At 62.9% G+C, this 16,628-nt stretch carries 15 protein-coding genes; 2 read left to right on the top strand and 13 right to left on the bottom strand.

What is annotated here, in order from left to right:
• Positions 1-4: 4 nt before the first annotated feature.
• The 7 genes from KBY57_RS04360 to KBY57_RS04330 all read right to left on the bottom strand — a co-directional run bounded on the left by KBY57_RS04360 (position 5) and on the right by KBY57_RS04330 (position 7,407).
• Positions 5-1,630, bottom strand: a complete 1,626-nt coding sequence (locus tag KBY57_RS04360) for an asparagine synthetase B family protein (RefSeq protein ID WP_409996403.1) — start codon at positions 1,628-1,630, stop codon at positions 5-7.
• Between the two features lie 15 nt (positions 1,631-1,645).
• On the bottom strand, positions 1,646-2,053 hold the full coding sequence (locus KBY57_RS04355) for a hypothetical protein (protein ID WP_409996402.1): 408 nt from the start codon (positions 2,051-2,053) through the stop codon (positions 1,646-1,648).
• A 423-nt stretch (positions 2,054-2,476) separates the two neighbouring features.
• Complete coding sequence (locus KBY57_RS04350; RefSeq protein WP_254994658.1) at positions 2,477-3,679, bottom strand: glycosyltransferase; 1,203 nt, start codon at positions 3,677-3,679, stop codon at positions 2,477-2,479.
• A gap of 37 nt (positions 3,680-3,716) precedes the next feature.
• On the bottom strand, positions 3,717-4,445 hold the full coding sequence (locus KBY57_RS04345) for a putative nucleotide-diphospho-sugar transferase (protein WP_254994657.1): 729 nt from the start codon (positions 4,443-4,445) through the stop codon (positions 3,717-3,719).
• The gene (locus tag KBY57_RS04340) at positions 4,442-5,161 is read right to left on the bottom strand and encodes a hypothetical protein (RefSeq protein ID WP_254994656.1); all 720 of its coding nucleotides are present in this window, start codon (positions 5,159-5,161) and stop codon (positions 4,442-4,444) included. Before KBY57_RS04340 ends, KBY57_RS04345 begins: the two co-directional genes overlap by 4 nt.
• Positions 5,162-5,231: 70 nt before the next feature.
• Entirely contained in the window at positions 5,232-6,008 is a 777-nt protein-coding gene (locus KBY57_RS04335; RefSeq protein WP_254994655.1) for a YdcF family protein, read from the bottom strand.
• On the bottom strand, positions 5,998-7,407 hold the full coding sequence (locus KBY57_RS04330; RefSeq protein WP_254994654.1) for an undecaprenyl-phosphate glucose phosphotransferase: 1,410 nt from the start codon (positions 7,405-7,407) through the stop codon (positions 5,998-6,000). The genes KBY57_RS04335 and KBY57_RS04330 overlap by 11 nt, the downstream gene beginning before the upstream one ends.
• 7 nt (positions 7,408-7,414) lie before the next feature.
• On the opposite strand from KBY57_RS04330, the gene KBY57_RS04325 reads away from it, so the two are divergent.
• Together KBY57_RS04325 and KBY57_RS04320 are read left to right on the top strand one after the other, a co-directional pair.
• Positions 7,415-7,969: an NUDIX hydrolase gene (locus tag KBY57_RS04325; RefSeq protein WP_315859770.1), complete on the top strand. Its 555-nt coding sequence runs from the start codon at positions 7,415-7,417 to the stop codon at positions 7,967-7,969.
• 3 nt (positions 7,970-7,972) lie between these two features.
• Positions 7,973-9,208: a WcaI family glycosyltransferase gene (locus tag KBY57_RS04320; RefSeq protein WP_254994653.1), complete on the top strand. Its 1,236-nt coding sequence runs from the start codon at positions 7,973-7,975 to the stop codon at positions 9,206-9,208.
• 15 nt (positions 9,209-9,223) lie between these two features.
• On the opposite strand, the gene KBY57_RS04315 is transcribed toward KBY57_RS04320, so the two are convergent.
• The 6 genes from KBY57_RS04315 to KBY57_RS04290 all read right to left on the bottom strand — a co-directional run bounded on the left by KBY57_RS04315 (position 9,224) and on the right by KBY57_RS04290 (position 15,495).
• Positions 9,224-9,868, bottom strand: coding sequence for an FkbM family methyltransferase (locus KBY57_RS04315; protein WP_254994862.1), 645 nt, complete (start codon positions 9,866-9,868; stop codon positions 9,224-9,226).
• A 463-nt stretch (positions 9,869-10,331) separates the two neighbouring features.
• Complete coding sequence (locus KBY57_RS04310; protein WP_254994652.1) at positions 10,332-11,165, bottom strand: FkbM family methyltransferase; 834 nt, start codon at positions 11,163-11,165, stop codon at positions 10,332-10,334.
• A gap of 283 nt (positions 11,166-11,448) precedes the next feature.
• Positions 11,449-12,114: an FkbM family methyltransferase gene (locus KBY57_RS04305; protein ID WP_254994651.1), complete on the bottom strand. Its 666-nt coding sequence runs from the start codon at positions 12,112-12,114 to the stop codon at positions 11,449-11,451.
• A 473-nt stretch (positions 12,115-12,587) separates the two neighbouring features.
• Positions 12,588-13,115 carry a hypothetical protein gene (locus KBY57_RS04300; RefSeq protein ID WP_254994650.1) on the bottom strand — a complete coding sequence of 176 codons (528 nt, stop codon included), beginning with the start codon at positions 13,113-13,115 and terminating at the stop codon, positions 12,588-12,590.
• 395 nt (positions 13,116-13,510) lie between these two features.
• Positions 13,511-14,254, bottom strand: coding sequence for an FkbM family methyltransferase (locus KBY57_RS04295; protein ID WP_254994649.1), 744 nt, complete (start codon positions 14,252-14,254; stop codon positions 13,511-13,513).
• Complete coding sequence (locus KBY57_RS04290; protein WP_254994648.1) at positions 14,251-15,495, bottom strand: glycosyltransferase; 1,245 nt, start codon at positions 15,493-15,495, stop codon at positions 14,251-14,253. The genes KBY57_RS04295 and KBY57_RS04290 overlap by 4 nt, the downstream gene beginning before the upstream one ends.
• Positions 15,496-16,628 lie beyond the last annotated feature (1,133 nt).

The following is a 16,628-nucleotide window of genomic DNA, read 5'->3' as shown; positions in this document are numbered from 1 at the left end:
CGCTTCAGCCCCACTCGGCCAGCCAGGCCTGCCACATCAGCACGGCCCAGAGCTGGGGGGTGTGGTCGGCGCCGGCGAGGTGCTTGCGCCAGAGGCGCTGGATCGGCTGGGGCTGGAGATAGCCCTGGCGGTGGAGCAGGGCGGGGTCGAGCAGGTCGTCGGCCCATTGGCGCAGGGGGCCGCGCAGCCAGGCGCCGATCGGCATCGCAAAGCCGGCCTTGGGGCGCTCGATCAGGTGGCGGGGCACGTGGCGATCGAGCAGCTGGTGCAGGGCCCATTTGCCTGTGCCGCCGCGCACTTTCATGGCAAGCGGCAGGCGCCAGGCGGCGGCGGCCACGCGGTGGTCGAGGAAGGGGGCGCGGGTTTCCAGGCCCACCGCCATCGCGGCCCGATCCACCTTCACCAGGATGTCGGCCGGGAGATAGGTGAGGGCATCGGCGAGCATCAGCCGCTCGGCCGGGCTGGGGGCCGGCGGCAGGGGCTGGGCGCCCGCCAGAACAACACCGCCACCTGCAGCCGTGACATCAGCGCTCTGCAAGTGGGGTTGCAGCAGGGCGGCGGGATCGGCCCACACGCTGGTGAGGCTGGCCTGGAGCTCCTCCAGGGAGCCGGCGGCGCGGATGGCGGCGGCCAGCTTGCGCTGCTTGTCACGGGCCAGGCCGCTGGCTGAGACGGGCAGCTGCTCGAGGGCGCGGCCCAGGCCGCGCCGGGCCAGGGGCGGCAGCGGGCCGAGGCGCCGGTGCAGGGTTGGAATCAGGCGGTGGCGGTTGTACCCCCCGAAGAGCTCATCGCCGCCATCGCCGGACAGCGCCACTGTGAGGCCGTTGCGGCGGGCCTCTCGGCACACCAGATGGGTGGGCAGCTGGGAGGAATCGGCGAAGGGTTCGCTGTAGATCCGCGCCAGGGAGGGGATCAGGGCGCGGGCATCGGCGGCGGTGAGGGCTACCTCGGTGTGGTCGGTGCCGAGGTGGGCAGCCACGGCGGCTGCGTATGGAGCTTCGTTGAAGCCGGCGGCACCAGCGCCGCTGTCGGGGAAGGCGATGGTGAAGCTGCGCACCGGCCGGCTGCTGGCGGCCTGGAGCAGGGCGGTGATCAGCGACGAATCGATGCCGCCGGAGAGGAAGGCGCCGAGGGGCACATCGGCGATCGCCTGCTCAGCCACGGCCTGCTGCAGGGCATCCTCCAGGGCCGTGAGCGCCTCAGCCTCGGAGACAGCGCCAGGAACCAGCGGGGAACCCGGCTCGCAGCCAACCGCTGGGGCCGAGCCCTGCTGGAGGGCGATGCCGGCTGCTGCTGCACTGGCATCCCACCAGGGCCGGGACTGGGGGAGCTGCTGGGGCGCCTGGCCGCTGGCGGATGCGGGGATGGCCACCAGGTGGCCGGGGGGCAGTTGCTGCAGGCCGGCCTGGATGCAGAGGGGGGCGGGGATGCAGCCGAGGCGGAAGAAAGCGGCCAGGGCGCGCGGATCCGGCGTGGGGACAGCGGCGCCGGGGAGGGCGCGCAGGGCGGCGAGCTCGGAGCCGAAGGCCAGGGCGCGGTTCACATGGCCTGCTGCTGCGCCGCCGGTTTGCTCGATCCAGCCCCAGTAGAGCGGTTTCTCCCCGAAGCGATCGCGGGCCAGCCAGAGCACCCGCTCACGCCGATCTCACAGGGCGATGGCGGCCATGCCGGCGCTGCGCTGCATAGTGGCCTCCAGGCCCCAGGCCTCGATGGCCGCCAGCAGGGTTTCGGTGTCGGCGTGGCCGCGCCAGGGGCGCTGCAGCCGGCCGGAGTGCTCCAGTTCGCGGCGCAGCTCCAGGTGGTTGTAGATCTCGCCGTTGAAGGCGATCACGTAGCGCCCCGTGGCGCTGGCCATGGGCTGGTGGCCGGCCGGGGAGAGATCGAGGATGGCGAGGCGCCGGTGGGCCAGGGCCAGGCCGGCGGAGGGATCACACCACAAGCCGGCGTCATCGGGGCCGCGATGGGCGATGGCATTCGCCATGGCGCGGGCCTGGGCCTGCAGCGTTTCAGCTGGGGTGGGTTGGGGGAGCCAGAGGCCCGCGAGGCCGCACATTCAGGAGTTCAGCCGATGAACGGCGCAGATGTGTCGAGCAACAGCAGGGCTGCCTTCAGCGACCTGCGGAGCGCTCTGTTTGAAGCTCATCTTCGTGTTCAGCGACATGCCCTGGATGGGGGTGGCAAGGATGCTCACGTGGACAAGCAACACGGGGGAGAGCTCAGGGCGCTGCGACAGGAGGCTTGCTGCCAGGCCTTCCTATACCTCTTACAAAGATGGGTCCCATCGACTGGCTGCGCCAGGGGCATGTGGATGCGGTGCTTGCAGAAGCCCGCCAGGTTGGTCGTGGTCAGAATTGATCCCTCCCTCGAGGGAGCATCAGCCCAGATGTTCAAGCCCTGTTAGCAGGGGAACGGCTGCTGAGGATCTACAGACCAGATCCGCAGGTTGCCTGCGGAGAGGGGCAGATCATCAACCGCGTCAGACACCCAGCACCTCGCACCAGCGTTGGAGCACAACATCGGCGGCGAAGCGCTGGCGCACCCCGGGAGCCCGGGCCGCCAGGGTGGCGCGTTGGGAGGGATCGGCCATGAGCTGATCCAGGCCAGTGGCCAGGGACTCGATGGAACCGGCTGGCACCAACAGACCATTGACGCCGTGCTCGATCAACTCGCGGGGCCCAGTGGGGCAGTCGGCGGCGAGGCAGGCGCAGCCAGCGGCCATGGCCTCGAGCAGCACGTTGGGGATGCCCTCGAAGCGGGAGCTGAGCACAAAGCAATCAGCGCGGGCGTACCAGGCAGCCATGTCGGCCACCGGGCCCACGACGTGCACGCGGGTGGCAAGGCCGGCGGCGTGGGCGCGGCGGTGGAGGGTGGCGGCGCTGAGCCCCGCCTCGATGCGCTGGGGATCCAGCCCCACGATCGCCAGATCCCAATCGGGATGGCGGGGAGCGATGGCCTCAAAGGCCTCGAGCAGCAGATCGAATCCCTTCTGGTGGGGCTTGGTGCCAGCGGCCAACAGCAGCAGCCGGCCGGCAGGGATGCAATCCTGTGGCCCAAGCTGGCGGATCGGAGGTGCTGCTCCAGCTGGCGATGGGCGCAGCACGGGCAAGGGGTGCTGCACGGCATTGGGGATCACGGCCAGGCGGCGACAGGCGGCGTGGCGGTGGAACCAGGCGGCGATCGGCTCGGTTTGCACCACCTGGGCCGCAGCGCAGCGGTAGAACAGCCGGCGCAGTAGGTCCAGCCCCCAGGGCAGCTGCCGCCGCCAGGGGGCATTGCGTTCCGTCACCACCACCCGCAGCGGCAGGCCGATGCAGGCCAGCACGGTTTTGACGGACGCGTGGGGCATGAACGCCAGGGCCACATCGACGCGCTCCCGTTGCAGCAGGCGGCGCAGGGGCCGCAAGGAGGCGCCGTGGCCCAGATATTTCCCGAAGGGCCTCCAGCCCCAGTGCCAGGGCTGAGGACCGAGCACATGGCGCTCCAGGCCAGCGGGCAGGGCGTAGACATCGGACTCCGGCGCCAGCTGGGTGAGCAGCAGAACGCGGTCGCCGCAACGCTGCAGGCTGACGGCCAGCCAGAGCGCAACGCGTTCGGCACCGCCGAGGCCGAGGCTGGGGATCACGATGGCCGCGGTGGCGGCAGGCCTGGCGAGAGGATCGCCCGGGGCAGGAAGGATCAATCCCGTGGGTCAGTGCGGTGTTGTGCTTACGAGAGGATCAGCGGCCTCGCTGCAGCCACGGCCACAGACGGGGGCGGAGCAAATGGGGGCGAAGCAAACGGGGGCGCAGGTGGAGGATGCGGGGCCTGGCCTCTTCGGGACTGTGGCGCCAGAGCCAGAGGGTTTTGCGGTAGCGGATGTTGTATTCGGGCGGCAGGGTGGCGATGCGTAGGTCTGACTGCCAGAGCAGTTCACGCAGGGTGACCTGGTCTTTGCGGAAGCCGGCCTGGCGGTAGTGGTGGGGCCAGGCCTTGAGCAGGGCCTGGGTGGCGGGATTGCGGCGCCAGGCGATCACGCCACTGTTGAACTGGGGGAAGGCATCGGGCAGGACTTGGCGCCACACGGCCTGGGTGGCGGGGCGGTTGCGGGCATGGGCGTGGGCCAGGGCGATGTCAAAACGATCGAGCAGGGCGAACACGTCGCGTACATCGGCCACCAGGCGGGTGTCGGCGTCGAGATAAAGCGTGCGGGTGAAGGGCGAATGGGCCAGGGCATCCACCTTGGAGCGGCGGTGGGAATCGGCCAGGGGGATCACGTCATCCACGCAAGCCGTAGGCCCGCACTGCCCCGCCAGCACCTGGCAGCCCTCGGCATCACTGAACAGCACCACCGGCAGGCCCGGGCAGTGGCGCCGCACCGAGCGGGCGGCCTGCAGGGCGAGCGCGCGGTGATGAACGCCAGTGGCGACCAACACCACTCCAAGGCTTTCAGCAGCGGCAGGGTTCATGGCACCACCCATTGCCGCAGAGCGGCGTAGAGCGCTTCTGGATCCTGGCCCTGACGCACCCAGGCGATCATCCGGGCCAGCTGATACGGAGCGGTGCGGCGGGGCTGGGAGTGCCGCAGCTCCGGCCGGCGGCAGTCGGGCAAGGGTCTGCCCACATGGCGTGCCAGGGCATGCAGGCCTGCGTCGCTGGCGAGGAAGGCGTCGTAGTCGAGCAGCAGCAGCTGGGGGTGGCGCTGCTGGATCGCCTGCAGTTCGCGGTTGTGCACCAGCCACACGCTGAGGCACCGCCAGAGCAGGCGCCAGAGGCTGCGCGGCCGAAACAGCAAACCATCCCCCCGGTAGTGGGCAAATACGGCCGCGGGATGGCGCACGATGCCCACAAGGCAGGGGCTGTTGAGCAGGGGCTCCCAGAGGGCGCGGTAGGTGAGCAGGGTGCGCGGATCTTTGAAGCCCCAGGCCGGAGCCTGGCGGGAGGTGGTGGCGGTGAGGGCCGCGAGCAGGTGACGGGCAGCGGCTTGGTGTTGAGGCTGCAACTGGGCTGGGGAGAGCGGAGCCGCGATGCTGAGACTGTGGGCATGACCCATCGCCAGCACAGCTTTGTTGAGGGCACGGGTGCTGGCGCGCTCCACGGTGGGGCCTTGGGCGTTGCCCTCCACCATGGCGATCCCGGCGCCGTGGAGGGTTGCGGCGATCAGGCTGGTGCCGGATTTGTGCATGCCAAGCACGACCAGAAGAGATCCGCCTGAACTCAGCGAGGAGCACTGGATGGCGGGGTGGGCTGCGGCCTCACATCCGTCCTTGCATGGCGTAGAGCAGGGTGGCGGCGGTCTCGCGCAGGGCGAGGCGGTTCTGATCGTGGGCGGAGAGGGTTGGCTGGGCAGCGATCGGCACCACGGCGAGCTGCTGGTGGCGGAAGGCCTGGGCGGAGCGGGGCAGCTGCCAGCGGTCGGTGATCAGCAGCACGGGGGCACCGGGATGGTGCTGCTGCAGCCAGCGCTGGGTAACGGTGGCGTTCTCCCAGGTGGTGCGCGCGCAGCTGTCGCCGGCGATGCGGGCCGGTTCAACACCGAGGGCCAGCAGGCGCTCGGCCGATGCGGGCGCATCGCCGGACACGTACACCGCAGCGGCCCGGTGCTGGGCGAGCAGGCTGGCGGCCTCAGCGGTGGTGGCAGCGGCGATCGTGTCGCCTCGGCCTGGGATCACCACCACCGGCAGGGGCTGGCCGGATGGTCCGGGCGCAGCCAAGACGGCAGGGTCGGGCTGCAAGTTCTGCAGCCAGGCGGTGAGCAGGGCGGTGCTCGCGCTGCTGTAGAGCGTGCTCAGGGCCAAGGGCACCAGCAGCACCAGCAGGCTGCGCTGCCACAGGGGCCAGGGCAGCCGCCAGCTGATCAGGGCACTCAGCAGACCGATCAGCGACAGCAACAGGGCTGGGGTGTGCAGCAGCTGCAGCAGGGCTTCTCGCAGACCAAACCAGGCGAGCGGCTGCGGCGGGCAGTGCTGCCAGGCCACCTCAGCGGGCAGGGCAGGCTGGGGCAGGGCGCCGGGGTGCAGCTCAGTAAGCATTGAGTGAGCGCAGGCGCAGGAGGGTTTTGATCAGGATCTTGATGTCGAGCTTGAGGCTCCAGTCGCGCTGGTAGCGGAGGTCGGCATCGACGCGGCGGGCCATGGCCTCGAGGGTGCTGGTTTCGCCGCGCCAGCCCTCCACCTGGGCCAGGCCGGTGATGCCGGGCTTGGCGGCGTGGCGCTGCATGTAGCCGGGGATGAGCTGGCGGTATTGCTCGTTGTGGTCCACGGCGTGGGGGCGTGGGCCCACCAGGCTCATGTCGCCGCGCAGCACATTGAACAGCTGGGGTAGTTCATCGAGGCTCCAGCGTCGCAGCACGCGGCCCACGGGGGTGACGCGGGGATCATCGCGGGTGGCCTGGCGCAGGCCGGGCTGGTCGCCGGCCTCGAGCACGCGCATGGTGCGGAACTTGTAGATGCGGAAGCGGCGGCCGTCGAGGCCGTAGCGGTCTTGCGCGAACAGGATCGGGCCGGGGCTGGAGAGGGCCACGGCCAGGGCGATGGCCAGCAGCAGGGGGCTGATCAGCACCAGGCCCACGCTGGTGAGGAGCAGGTCGAAGCCGCGTTTGAGCTGGCAATCGAGCAGGGAGCGCTCGGAGCCCCAGAGCTCGATGCAGGGCTGCTCACCGATCGCATCCACCGAAAAGCGCATCGCCCGCTGGGCCCATTGGGGGGCGTAGATCACGGGCACCGAGGTATCGCCAAAGAGGCGCAGCACCTGTTCCATGCCAATCCCATCACGGGTGATGTGACTGAAGACAATGCGATCGACAGCATTGCGCTCCAACCAATGGCGCATGTCGTTGATGCCACCCCTGCAGAGTGGCAGGTGCTGGCTGGGGAGCATGGATCGTGGCGGAACCGGTGAAAACCAGGCCACAAGGCGCAGGCCCATCCAGGGGTTTTGCTGAAGCTGGCCCGCGAAGGCAAGGGCCGCCTCGGGGGTGCCCCAGTACACGATCGTGCGCTGGTTACCGCCCTGGCTGCGATGCCAGCGCAGCAGCTTGCGCAGGCCCACGTGGTTGGCCAGCAGGACCAACCAGGAGACGAGTGCCCAGATGCTGGTGTCCACCCGGGAAACGGTGGCGGTGGTCTTGGTGAAGAAGGTGATCAGCAGCAGGGTGGTGATCACCAGCAACCAGCCACTGGTGACGCGGCGTGCCAGCAGAAGCAGACTCTTCTGGCGATAGCTGGCGTAGAGGCCGGCGCGCGGCAGCAGCACCACGGTGGTGAGGGCCACCCACAGCCAACCGGGCAAGCCCAGGGCGGCAGGGAGGGCGCTGCGCTGCAGCAGCAGGAAGAGAGCAACCACCACCAGCGGATCACAGAGCCGCTGCAGGCGGGTGAGATCGGCACTGTGCAAACGCAGACCACCACCAAGACGGGGGGTTACGGCCAAGCTGGGGATGCGCATGCAAGGGATCGACAACCGGGGTGAGGGGGGAGCCGGGATGAAGGCAGCACTGAAACGGCTGCTGGCGCGGCTGCGGCTGGTGTGGCTGGCGGCCGTGCTTTACGAGGGCTGGCGCCGGCTGGTGCGGCCGCACACGCACGGCGCCCTGGTGGCGATCTGGTGCGGCGAGCAGCTGCTGCTGGTGGAAACCAGCTACCGGCGCAGCTGGGGGCTGCCGGGGGGCGGCATCGGCCGGGGCGAAACGGCGCGGCAGGCGGCGGTGCGGGAGCTGGCCGAGGAGCTGGGGCTGCGGGTGGCGCCGGAGCAGCTGCGCGATCCGTGGACGATCACCGAGCGCACAGCCGGCGGGCTGAATACGGTGACGATTTTTGCCCTGCACGCTGGGGAGCGACCGGCCGTCGCAGTGGACGGGCTGGAGATCGTGGCCTGCCATTGGCTGGGGCGGCAGGAGGCCCTGGCGCAGGTGCTGCCCAGCCATGTGCGCCAGTATCTGCTCACCGCCGGCCAGGCGATCGGCCAGGCTGGAGGGGTTGGGGCAGCGGAGTAAACGGTGCGGGTGCTGGTGTATGGGCTGAACTATGCCCCTGAGCCGGTGGGGATCGGCAAGTACAGCGGTGAACTGGCCGAATGGCTGGCGGCGCGGGGGCACCAGGTGCGGGTGGTGACGGCGGTGCCCTACTTCCCGCAGTGGCGGGCGGTGGGCAACCGCTACCGGCGCGAGCGGCGGGCGGGGGTGGAGCTGTGGCGCTGCCCGCTGTGGGTGCCGCGCCGGCCCACGGGGCTGACGCGGCTGCTGCACCTGCTGAGCTTTGCGCTCAGCAGCCTGCCGGTGCTGCTGGGGCAGGTGCGCTGGCGGCCGCAAGTGGTGCTCACGGTGGCACCGGCCTTCTTCTGCGCGCCGGGGGCACTGCTGCTCGGTCGCCTGGGCGGCCAGGGCACCCGCACCTGGCTGCACATTCAGGACTTCGAGCTGGACGCGGCCTTCGCGCTGGGGCTGCTGCAGGGGCGGTGGCTGCGGGGGCTGGCAGAGAGCTGGGAGCGGCGCACGCTGCGGGGGTTTGCGCGGGTGAGCACGATCAGCGGCGCGATGCGGCAGCGGGCGCTGGATAAGGGGGTGACTGGCGAGCGTGCGCTGCTGCTGCCCAACTGGGTGGACCTGGCGGCGATCCGGCCCCAGAACGCGGCGGAGCGGGCCGCCAATCCCTACCGGCGCGAGCTGGGCCTCAGCGCCGAGCAGCTGGTGCTGCTGTATTCGGGTTCGATGAACCGCAAGCAGGGGCTGGAGCTGCTGGTGGACGTGATCCGCGAGCTGGGGAATCTGCCGCAGCTGGTGTGGCTGCTGGCGGGGGAGGGGCCCAGCAAAGCAGAGCTGGCGGCGGCCACGGCGGGGCTGGCCAACGTGCGGCTGCTGCCGCTGCAGCCGGCGGAGCGGCTGCACGACTGGCTCAACCTGGCGGATGTGCACCTGCTGCCGCAGCGGGCGGGGGCGGCGGATCTGGTGCTGCCCTCGAAACTGCTGGGGATCCTGGCCAGCGGCCGGCCGGTGGTGGCCAGCTCGCCGGCGGCCAGCGAACTGGGCCAGCTGGCGGAGCAGGCGGGGCTGCGGGTGGAGCCGGAGGATCCGGCCGCCTTTGCGGCGGCCGTGCGCCAGCTGGTGGGCGACGGGGCACTGCGGCAGCGGCTGGGGGCGCAGGCGCGGCAGCTGGTGGAGCAGCGCTACGGGCGCGAGGCGGTGCTGGGGGAGATGGAGGGGGAGCTGCAGCGGCTTGCTAGCCGGGGGCGATGAAGGCGCGGGGCTTACTCACAGGCTGACCCGCCCCACCCGCAAGGGTGCCGCGGTGCGGCAGCGCTGCTGCACGAAGGGCAGGTCGCGGATCCAGAGCTGGTTGTGGCCGGAGCCGGGCTGGTTGTGACCGGAGCCTGCCTGGGTGGCGCCGCTGAGGGGCTGGAGCTGGCGGGTGAAGGGGTCGTAGACGTAGCGGGAGAAGCCGGCGTCGGCCATGGTGGCCTGCAGGGCGGGAGTGTCGGCCTCCAGCAGCACGGCCCGGAGCTCCGGATTGTGCAGGGCGTGGGCGGCGCCCTGGAGCACCTGGGGCTCGAAGCCCTCCACGTCCACTTTCCAGAGCAGCGGGGCGGGGGTGCCGGTGAGCAGCTGGTCGACCGTGGTGACAGGCACCTCCACCGTGGCTTCCAACGTGTTTTTTGCGGTGGCGAGCGAAGAGCCCGTGACCACACGGTTCATGGGGCCGCGGTCGGCGGTGAAGCGCAGGCTGCCTGGCTCGGCGCCGACGGCCTGGCAGTGGCTGGTGACCAGCGCGTGGAGGTTGTTGAGGCGCAGGTTGCGCTGGAGGCTGGCGTAGGTGGCCGGGATGGGCTCCAGGGTGATGCTGTGGGCCCGGGCGACGCCGCTGGCGAGGGCATGTCGGCGGCTTCGTGGAGGCCGCAGTACACGATCATGGTGGTGACGATCCAGGGGCCGACCACAGACATCTCCAGCAGGCGGGCGCCCAACTGCCAGCGCAGGAAGCGAAGCACCGTGCCGAGCAGATCGCGGCCGGCGATGGGATAAGCAAAGATAGCAACAAATATGGCATTTTGAATATGACTACCGCATCATCAACGTCTAGATACCTGGATGTTTGACAAACAAACCTACGCAAAACATTACAGAATCGAGGAGGCGCGGGGCCTAGAGGAACTGAATAGGGGCTTGATGCGTAATAATATATTTGCGAACGAGTGCGGAAAGAAACATCTAGGCCCTAATGAGAATCATTTACATACCTATACAAGCGAAGACATGCCCGTGGCACGAGAGCCTGTAGCAATCAACTGACAAAGCAAAATCTTGCAAGGAAGAATATCAAAAAATTTTAATTGACAGAGATTACGATTGCCAGCTGACAATATTAAGCACCTAGGCCAACCAAATGCACTAGCTCAAAGCCTGCGTCCTTCCTAATGAATATGAAGTTCTCTCCGCATATATAAGAGTCGCCGTGAATTCCAAGCTCCAGAAATTTTGCCATAATTTTTTGAAAAGATCCCGGCCGATCATTGTCCGGCATTTCCATAATAAATTCATTTACAAGCTTCATCCAGTTTAGAGAACCGCTGCAGAAGACATATTCTTCTGCCCCTTCAATGTCGATTTTGAAAATATCTATATGCCTTCCTTGAAAGCCGAACTTATTTAATAGCCTATCAACAGTAAATGACTGTACGGTCTCTTCAGGGCAACTGCGAGTGTTGGGAAAATCAGACTGCGCAAGTCGAAATGACTCAAAACTATCTCCCTTCTGTAATTGAAGAAAACCATCTTCATGCCACAATGCACCGTGAATAGGATGCACCATTGGATCAGCCGTGAAATTATCGCGCAAGAGCTCATAATTTCTTGCAGACGCTTCAATTGCAACTATTTCTGCGGAGGGATGAAAGTATCTAAATCTTAATGTTTCATCTCCAATGTTTGCGCCAACATCAAAGACTAAACCTGCATTGCCCTTGATGTGATATCCAAGCTTATACAAATGACTCATTACCCCTTTGTCAGCGCGTGGGTAAAAACAAAATGGCGCAGAGCAACGCTCAACAAGAATCGAACGCTTTTTGTCACCCCCAGCCGCAAGATAACTGAAGATTTTTAGCGAATTGACAAGACCAACCTGGTTGGTGGACTCAACAAAACGATCAAAGACCTGAATTGCCCTAGAGAGCTTCCGAATAACTTTTGCTTTCATAGTTGGGAACTAATGCTATAGTCAGAACATGCAACAAAAACCGGAAAGGGAAAGAGATCAATGGAATAAAGATTTAGATTATCGGCAAAAACAATAAGACCATGCCTGCAAGGGCGTAATTTAGCGTAAGCGGGAAGGGCGAAGACAGAATCAGTACAAAAACATTACTCAGGAAGAAAAGACAGAGACTCCCCCTGCTTGTGGACAATGAGCCGTATCTGGCAAGATATAATTCCTAGAGCATCCACAGCAGGCAAACGCATCAAGACCGACTGATCACACGCTAGCCCGGCCCACCCGCACGGGTACCGCGGTGCGGCATCGCTTTTGCACGAAGGACAGGTCGCGGATCCAGAGCTGGTTGTGGCCGGAGCCGGCCTGGGTGGCGGCGCTGAGGGGCTGGAGCTGGCGGCTGAAGGGGTCGTAGGCGTAAGCGGGAGAAACCGGCGTCGGACATGACGGCCTGGAGGGCGGGGGTGTCGGCTTCCAGCAGCACGGCTTTGAGCTCCGGGTTGTGCAGGGCCTGGGCGGCGCCCTGGAGCACCTGGGGCTCGAAGCCCTCCACGTCCACCTTCCAGAGCAGGGGGGCGGGGATGCCGGTGAGCAGCTGGTCGACCGTGGTGACGGGCACCTCCACCGTGGCTTCCAACGTGTTTGCCGCGGTGGGGAGAGAGGAGCCCGTGACCACACGGTTCATCGGGCCGCGGTCGGCGGTGAAGCGCAGGCTGCCCGGCTCGGCGCCGACGGCCTGGCAGTGGCTGGTGACCAGCGCGTGGAGGTTGTTGAGGCGCAGGTTGCGCTGGAGGCTGGCGTAGGTGGCCGGGATGGGCTCCAGGGTGATGCTGTGGGCCTGGGCGACGCCGCTGGCGAGGATCGTGTAGGTGCCCACGTTGGCGCCGATGTCGAGGAAGCGGTCATCGGGCCGAAGCAAGTGCAAAGCGAAGGCCATGTCTACGGGCTCCATTAGCCCGCAGTACAGGTTCATGGTGGCGGCATGCATGCCACGTTCCACCACAAGCGATGTACCTCCAATCCAAGGAGCAATCACTGGCATAGCCAGCAGCCGGGTAGCGATTTGCCAGCGAACAAAACGGCTGACCGTGCCGGGCAGATCGCGACTGGCGAGGGGATGCCGTTGCCAAAAGCGAAACAGTGACAGCAATCCGGAGGCTTTTTTCATGTCATTTGCTCAAATCCAAATTGAAAACACAAGTCAAAGCATCATCATGTTTTAACAAACTATAATCAGTCGCAACGAGCAAAGTTGCGTCGGCAGCAAACGACGTCTCGTTGTGGAGGAATGAAGCTAACAGGGTTCCAGGCCATCAGCCGGGCAAACACACCGTAATCACTGAACTCCCAAGACAAAAAGGGCGCAATGAGAAAATGCATGCAATCTGCAACGGGAGACGAAGTAAAGAATTACGGCCGGTAGCACTCCATTCCTAGATGCCCTTCCCATCGCCCTTTGCTTTCCACGAGGCTGAACATTGGATCGGGGCTGTCGCCAAAGCAGGCTCGGCGTATCCCCTCAAAACCAGCCTTGACAAGCTCGGCGCGATTCGAATCCTCATCCCATAACCAAAAATGGGCTGAATTGCCGAAGAACGACATGACAAAGCCCTTTACCCCTTTGGATCGACTCACCACACCAAGACCAGATTCCTTCATGAATTCATTGGCATCAAGGCGCCCAGTAACGTAATCACGAGCGATCTGATTGAGATCTGGAAATACAAATCTGAAGATCCCACCTGGCGCGAGCATGGAAAAGGAATGCTTCAGGGCGAGCAGACAATCCCTATATGACAAATGCTCGAGAACATGGGAGCAATAAACACCTTTAGCGGTACCTGGATTCACAAGAGGGCCCTTGGTAATATCTCCATACATAACGTTGAGAGGAAAACGCGTGGGATTCTTGTAGACCAAACGGCCAAACAATGGCATTCGCTCAAGTCTCAGCGTAGGGCTCGCGTCAAAATTCAAGAATTCCTTGGGAGCAGGGCCCGCATACGAGCCACCATAGTGAATGTATCTTTGCTGAGCGGGTGGCATGGAGTTCATCGGAGCCAAAAGAATTTCACCGAAACAGATTGGACGGCATGCCGCAAAAGAAGGGCGGACTACGAATACGATAGCAGTACAAAAGACTGCCATTAACGCATCGCACAAGATCCAAATGACACCAAAGCGGCAATGCATGCAGGGTCCGGACTGCGATAATCTTGTTTAGTTAAATATATTTATAGCAGACAATGTCAGCGCCTGCTCGATCGCCTGGGCCAGGCAGGCCTGGCCTACGGAGATATAAAGTTAGGTGCTATTGTTTAAGAGGCTGTCGATCAGCCCACAGGTGCAGGCTGGCGCTCGAACAAAAAGTCTGCCTGAATGGCAAGGCCATCAGGGTTGTAATGAGCGTTATAGATGCCTTTGATGAGGTAGCCCCGCGAAGCCAGCCAGGAAATCACGGCAGGAGCCAACTGCTGGCCTGAGTAGAGCTCTACGAAGGAACACTCGCAAAAGATGGTAGTGAAACGATTCAGCAGGCTTTCACATCCCTGCAACGCCTCATATTCAAAGCCTTGTACGTCTATTTTGAGCAGTGATCGGTTAACGATATCGTCAGCCTGCAGGAACACTGAAAGTGGAGCGACCGCTACGGATGTTCTGCCGACTTCGGCAGTGCCTGAAAACGTCTGGGCCTGCAGCTCGGAAATGGGCAGCAACGACGAAGAGTCGTCGCGGGCAGAGATGTGAATCGGAACATTGCCTTGCTCGGGCCCGATTGCGGATTGAAACAGGGTTACCCGTTCATCGGATGCGAAAACGCTGCGATAGGTTTGAGCTGGTGATGGCAGAGGCTCAAAGGAGATGATCCTGGCGGTTGGGTTGTAATGCCTTGCAAGCAAGGAAAACTGGCCTCGATTGGCACCGATATCAACAACCAGGTCCAGGATGCCGAGCAACTTCAAAACAGACTCGTGCTCAACAGATGCTGCAACGCGATGCTGTCGGAGAGACCTACGCCATAAAGGCACCTGAAGAACGCGAGCCAGCTTGCCCGCTTTACCCAGCAAGATGCTCAAGTTGTCTCCCCCGTGGCAAGGCCGCCAGCAAGAACACGAGGATTGCCACGAGAGCTGCGAGCAATCACAGCCTCATATTGCTTGGTCAGCTCCTCCACTATGGGAGGCCAGGTGTACTGGGATTCCACAAGCCGCCGACCAGCAAGCCCCATGGCATGGCGGCGCCTTGGATCGGTGAGAAGTGCTTGCAGAGCTTGAGCAACTTCAGCAACGTCACAGCGCGTGACGATGCCCGCATCAGCACCCGAAACCTCGGCGTGAATGTTGACTTGATCGGAGATAACGACGGGTAGTGAGCATGCCAAGGCCTCAATCACCGTCATCCCGAAGTTTTCGGTGTAGGAAGGCAAGGCGAACACATCAGCATCAACATAGGCTTTCAACGTGTCGTCACCTTCCAGCGCACCAATGAAATGGACAGAGGAGCCAAGTCCGCGTTCCTGCACCCAGCCGCGAACCTGGTGGCCATAATTGTCATTCTCTGGCCCTGCAATCACAAGCTGAACATCAGGAGTACTGCGCCGTAATGCATCAAATGCAGGAATCAACAGATCCAAGCCTTTCTTGAAGTGCAGCCGGCCCAGAAACAGCACAAGCGGCTGATCCGCCAAGCCCAAGCGAGCTCGCAACCAGCCCGACGGTGGGAGTTGCTGGTAGCGACTCCAATCAAGGCCATTGGGGATAACGAAGGATGGAGCACGAAGATTCAGAAATGCGGTGCGCTCTCGTTCCTCGATCGCGGTAAAGTGAATGGCTGATGCTCCGTTGAGGTTTGGCAGATCAAAACAACGTTCATAGATTCGCTTGAAGGCGAGCTTGCCCACTGAACTTCTTGCGTAGAGATATGGATCGAGCGAACCATGGGGCCTAATTATATATGGCTTCTTGCACTTCTTTGCTTGATAGGCAGCAAAGCTAACGGGGAATCGGTAGAGGCCATGGATTTCGATCAGATCAAACGCATGCATCTCTTTCTGCAACCAGCGTGCCATGCCGAGAGACACGAGTAGTGGTACGTATTGCACGCTAAAGCTTTGTACATGAATTGGCACTGGAAATGCCTTTTCAAAGTAGCAAATTGGCAAGCAGCGATCAGCCGGGTAATCTCGATCTGTGGTGCAGATTGTAACGGAGTGTCCAGCGGCCACCTGCGCTTTCGCTAGATCCTGGAGGACACGGGTGGGGCCTCCGGCAGAGGGCGCCAGCGTTGAGGCAATGTGCAATAGGCGAAGTGGTTTCATTTAATACATGGCATTTAGTGGGTGTTGAGGGTAGAAAGTACGCAATATGATTCAATCCAATGGATGAATGCTACCAGCACTAACGGCGGTTAGACTCAAACGCTATTGCTCATAGATCAGGCACCCAGTTATAGGCCAAGGGTCTAGGGCAAGGATGAAGAAGGAGTGAAGCACCACCACGCCATGGAGAGATGGGATCCAGCCTCGTTCCAAATAAGCCCAAGGCCTCACGGCCGCGATGCCGAAGGGTGGTTGGGGATGCGAGGAGGCGCTAAAGTAGACTGCGCGTTTAACTGAGTAACACCTTGGACCATTCCTTGCAGGCAGGCGAGCATAACATAAAGTGTGCTACAGCATTCGCACTGAGCCTTACAAGGGATCAAAAGATGTTTGCCCTCACAGCAAGAAAAGAGTAACCAACGATGTTCAAGTAAAATATGCGAGTTAATCTAATAAGCGCTATCCCCTGTCGAAGTAGCAAACTTGGAAGCCAAGAAAAGATTTGCAACATAGAGGATGCTCTCTGGCGGCTTTGGCGAATCGTATCCAGCATAGATCTTTGCAATCCTTAAACGATGATAGGCTCGCTCAATCAATGATGGCTTGCTTTTAACTCGCTGGAGTCTATCTTTGTACTGACCATCCCGGAATCAAGCTATTCCCGAATCTTGAGGCGACCAATCAAGTCTGCTAACATCAAACAAGCAGTCGACTGTTAGGCCTACAAGCGTAATGGCCTCAATTGCTTGATCTTGGGTGGATAAGACTAGCCGCTTCTTCATGTCAATGTCAGACCTCAATCGAGCAGCCTCAAACAGAAGCTCAGTATTGAACGCTATTTCGCGATGAAGAATCAAAAGACACTGCTTATTTCTCAGAGATATATCCTGGTCATCTCTAGCTTTTTGGTCAAGATACTTAATCGCATTAAATAATAAGTTTGCTAGCATTGCAATGAAGGCAATCAAGAGTCATTTACTTGGCCAAGAGTTAACCTGTTTAACGAGTCTCTGAACAAGCCGTCACTATGCGCGAGAATGGCCGAGCCAACGCTGGCGCGGACTGGGCTTATGGGCACCAACCAGTTCAGTTTTCGCGACAACGAGCAATCGACGGACCAAAAGCGCAGCAAG

It is taken from the genome of Cyanobium sp. Aljojuca 7D2 (genome assembly GCF_024346415.1).
Lineage (GTDB): Bacteria > Cyanobacteriota > Cyanobacteriia > PCC-6307 > Cyanobiaceae > Cyanobium_A.
Note: the sequence above shows the minus strand (reverse complement) of the source record. Positions and strands in the feature narration are given on the sequence as shown.